This is a genomic window from Vibrio sp. D431a, from assembly GCF_030248655.1.
Lineage (GTDB): Bacteria > Pseudomonadota > Gammaproteobacteria > Enterobacterales > Vibrionaceae > Vibrio > Vibrio alginolyticus.
This window is the reverse complement of record NZ_JAHGAP010000072.1, coordinates 1-3,072: the sequence shown is the minus strand read 5'-3', so window position 1 is coordinate 3,072 and position 3,072 is coordinate 1. Positions and strand designations below refer to the sequence as shown.

Genomic DNA, 3,072 nt, shown 5'->3' with positions numbered 1-3,072 from the left:
TTGTTAAGGTGTGAGGCGCGCAATACCTAAGCTTCCGCATAACACCTTAACCACCAAAACAAACGCATAGTAAAAATGCCACGCGTGCCGAATCACTCTTGAACAATTTGTTATGCATATTTCACACAGGTGCGCCAAAACTCCAAATCTTGAGGTGTGACTTTGTCACCCCAACCTTCGTTTTGTGAAAACAATGAGAACTTGAAGGGTGTTAAAACCGGCAGTTGTTCTATGCCACTAGCTGAAATGACACTTTCAAGTGCAGCCATTGATTGTTCGTTTTCAGCCGCTCCCCAAAAACTACCCCATAAAATATCGGTTACGCCACCGACAATAGTCCTAAACTGACTCTCGCCGATACCGTTTTGATCGAGGGAAAGCTGTAAATCCTCGGGAAATTCGTCACCTAGTCCACAATTTACTAAAGTGGGTCGTTTAGATTCCCAAGGCTCGAATTCGTCTGGACCATCAACGAGGAACCAATCCCATAAGTGCTCTAAAAACTCCTGATTATCATGAAGTTCTAAACCACGAAGAACACAGAAGCGCTCAAAGATAAGCAGACCAATTGCAGTTCGTGCATTGATAGACAACCTTTTACATTCGCTCGTATATGAGTTCATTATTCTCTCTAATATGCATAACGCCTTGTTAAGGTGTGAGGCACGCAATACCGAAGCTTCCACATACCACCTTAACCACTAAAACCAACGCATAGTAAAAATGCCACGCGTGCCGAATCACTCTTGAACAATTTGTTAAGTGCATCACTCGCCACCTCCACCATCGTTAGAAGTGCAATCACCCAAAGAGTAGTGAGCAAAAGAGGCGACATCAAATCGTTGATTTGCTGGATCATACTTACATTTGTGAGATAAGTACTCTTCGAAACTTTCACTTCTGTGGAAGTCATCTTGCGACAAGTCTACACAATAAATAGCATATGCTAGTGTTACGTGCTTTTTCGATAATTTTGATCTTTCAATTGCATAGTCCACTTCTTCCTTAGAGTATCTAGTCTTTTTTCCATAAAAGAGAAGCAGTGGAATTAACTTCCTTGCAATGTACATAGCCCTACGGTGAAACAACCATGGTTCTATAAGCTTCATCATATCGCTGCTTCCTATCACAAAAAAATTACATGCAATTGAGTCATGTTGACATCGAATGCACTTAACGCCGCATTAAGGTGTGAGCGGCGCTTGGCTATACTTGAGCGAAGCGAAACCGCCAAGCGTTGCGAATCACTCTTAAATGCTTTGTTAGCCATGTACTCCAATGTCTAAAGAACTTAACAATACTGTGCCAGAGGAAGTTATACTATTAACTCCAGCCTCTATTGCTTCGTCTCTCAAGTTTTTGGCAGCCCAGCCACCACAATAAATATGTATAGGGATTTCATTATCCATCATCCGAATTTCACGAGCTAACTCAATTCCAGCACGGTCTCCTTCCGGTCTTCCCATATCTGATATAACACTGTCATATCTGCCATTTCGGTACATATTTAATGCAGATTTAGTAGACTCCGCCGTTTTCACAGTAACTCCCATAGACTCTAAGTTAGCGATCAAAAATGCATTGTTTTGTGGTTGATCATCTACCCACAATACTCTACTGATTCGTTGACTTTCCGCTCTATGTGATTCATCAATAATTAAGGGAGTATCGTCACGTGACGAAAGAGCATCTACTACTTTTCTTAGGTCACCTATTTCACTTTGCATATCAGAAATAATAATTCTTTGCTGCTCTGTAACTTCATCCATCGTAAGCTCATTACCAGCAACTTTTAGTGTAAATTTCCGTGATGTCGCTGACTCAATTAATGATTTAATCGTGCTTTTAAAAGAAAACAATAAGTACACAAAAATCAAAGGCCACAGGATTTTAGATAAGGCTTCCATGAGCTTTACTAAATCTATTTCCCCAAATATCATTTATATCTCCTATATGGCTAACGCCTTGCTAAGGTGTGAGTAACGCAATACAAAAGCTACCGCACAGCGCCTTAATCACATAAGCCACCGCAAAGTAGAAATGCCACGCGTTACGAATCACTCTTAAGCAATTTGTTAGTACATGCGCTACTTCTATTTATGCGCTCCAAGATATTGAAAAGTGGCATGATATGAAAGGCTTTGAACACTGAAGTGAGACGGGCAGCTACAAAACTTTACCCCAGATGAAAGACGAAAATTGTCTAGAAGAAAAATGCACTGAACAGCCCTACTTTCACTGGCTTCAAATTAGAATAGGATTCTTTCCTCGTACTTCAACAGCCACACCAAAAATAATCAAGGTTCTCTCAAAAGCCACCACGAAAATGAAGAAGCTCCAAAGAAATAGGCTAAGAGTTAGAAACCGTAAACGGTGAAATCAAAACGAACACTCCGTATATAGTGCCACCGGAAAGAACGTGAAAGGCACTAACTGAAAGGTGTAAAGACGAGCGCCAAAACAGATACACACCAAAACTTATGACATTTAATGCCAAACCCGTACTAACGCCGAGTTAAGTAGTGAGCAACGTTGGCCACCCTACCTAAACCATTGTTCCGTAAACACTAAAGTTGAATCAAACTGAAAATGCAGAGCGTTGCGAATCTGCCTTAAACGCTTTGTTATGTGTGATCTACGCAGTTAATAGAATCTACATACTTTTGCAGTTCCCTAGCTTTATGATGAACAAGAAATGCAGAAACTAAGTACAAAAGTGATAAGGTGCCCCATAAAATGGGGCTTACAGAGTTTTCAAGTTTGACGCTAATACGCGCATTAAATGAAAAAGCAATAATTACAACAATATATCGCCAATACTGTAACTTTAGTTCATACACATTCTGTTGTATGTTTCGAGTAATTAAGACTGGCATTGTTGCCCATGAAAGACGAATACTAATTAGGTTTGCGTCAGCTTTAGCCTTATATCCTTGCTTAATGAGCGCTTCCAATAAACTGTTCATCACTAATCTCCATATTCAACCAAACTATTATGACAAGCCGGAGTGATGATATCTAAGATATGACTCCAAAACTGCGATTGAGATTAAACACATAACGCCCTGCTAA

General features: G+C 40.2%; 4 protein-coding genes. All 4 read right to left on the bottom strand.

The genetic code is table 11. The features are described 5' to 3' along the window. Positions 1–110: 110 nt before the first annotated feature. Positions 111–623, bottom strand: coding sequence for a hypothetical protein (locus KJB35_RS27805; protein ID WP_285358892.1), 513 nt, complete (start codon positions 621–623; stop codon positions 111–113). A gap of 144 nt (positions 624–767) precedes the next feature. Beyond that, a complete protein-coding gene (locus KJB35_RS27795; RefSeq protein ID WP_285358891.1) occupies positions 768–1,112 on the bottom strand; it encodes a DUF6559 family protein in 345 nt (114 codons plus the stop codon). Positions 1,113–1,262: 150 nt separating this feature from the next. Beyond that, positions 1,263–1,940 carry a response regulator gene (locus KJB35_RS27790; protein ID WP_042524158.1) on the bottom strand — a complete coding sequence of 226 codons (678 nt, stop codon included), beginning with the start codon at positions 1,938–1,940 and terminating at the stop codon, positions 1,263–1,265. Between the two features lie 684 nt (positions 1,941–2,624). Then, on the bottom strand, positions 2,625–2,966 hold the full coding sequence (locus KJB35_RS27780) for a hypothetical protein (RefSeq protein WP_285359148.1): 342 nt from the start codon (positions 2,964–2,966) through the stop codon (positions 2,625–2,627). Positions 2,967–3,072: the final 106 nt, after the last annotated feature.

Excerpts from the sequence above, each read along its gene's own strand:
- KJB35_RS27790 (WP_042524158.1), bottom strand. The coding sequence starts at position 1,940 with ATGATATTTGGGGAAATAGATTTAGTAAAGCTCATGGAAGCCTTATCT.
- KJB35_RS27795 (WP_285358891.1), bottom strand. The coding sequence starts at position 1,112 with ATGATGAAGCTTATAGAACCATGGTTGTTTCACCGTAGGGCTATGTAC.
- KJB35_RS27805 (WP_285358892.1), bottom strand. The coding sequence starts at position 623 with ATGAACTCATATACGAGCGAATGTAAAAGGTTGTCTATCAATGCACGA.
- KJB35_RS27780 (WP_285359148.1), bottom strand. The coding sequence starts at position 2,966 with ATGAACAGTTTATTGGAAGCGCTCATTAAGCAAGGATATAAGGCTAAA.